Raw genomic sequence first — 391 nt, 5'->3', positions numbered from 1 at the left:
TGCCGATCTACGACGCGCTCTTCCACCAGGAGACCCTGAAGCACATCCTCGTGCGCCACGAGCAGGGCGCCGTCCACGCGGCGGAAGGCTATGCCCGCTCGTCCGGCAAGGTCGGCTGCGTCCTCGTCACCTCGGGGCCCGGCGCCACCAACATCATCACGGGGCTCACCGACGCGCTGCTCGATTCGATCCCGCTGGTCTGCATCACCGGCCAGGTCCCGACGCACCTGATCGGCACGGACGCCTTCCAGGAATGCGACACGGTCGGCATCACGCGCCACTGCACGAAGCACAACTACCTCGTCAAATCGATCGACGATCTGCCACGCATCCTGCATGAGGCCTTCTACGTCGCCGCCAATGGCCGCCCCGGCCCGGTCGTCATCGACCT

Annotated in this window: 1 protein-coding gene; it reads left to right on the top strand. The window is 66.8% G+C overall.

The features are described from left to right. On the top strand, positions 1–391 hold a 391-nt coding region (locus tag CVH10_RS18050; RefSeq protein ID WP_369335867.1), incomplete at both ends, for a thiamine pyrophosphate-binding protein.

It is taken from the genome of Halomonas sp. ND22Bw (assembly GCF_003011945.1).
In the GTDB taxonomy this organism is placed as follows: Bacteria; Pseudomonadota; Gammaproteobacteria; order Pseudomonadales; family Halomonadaceae; genus Halomonas; species Halomonas halophila.
Note: the sequence above shows the minus strand (reverse complement) of the source record. Positions and strands in the feature narration are given on the sequence as shown.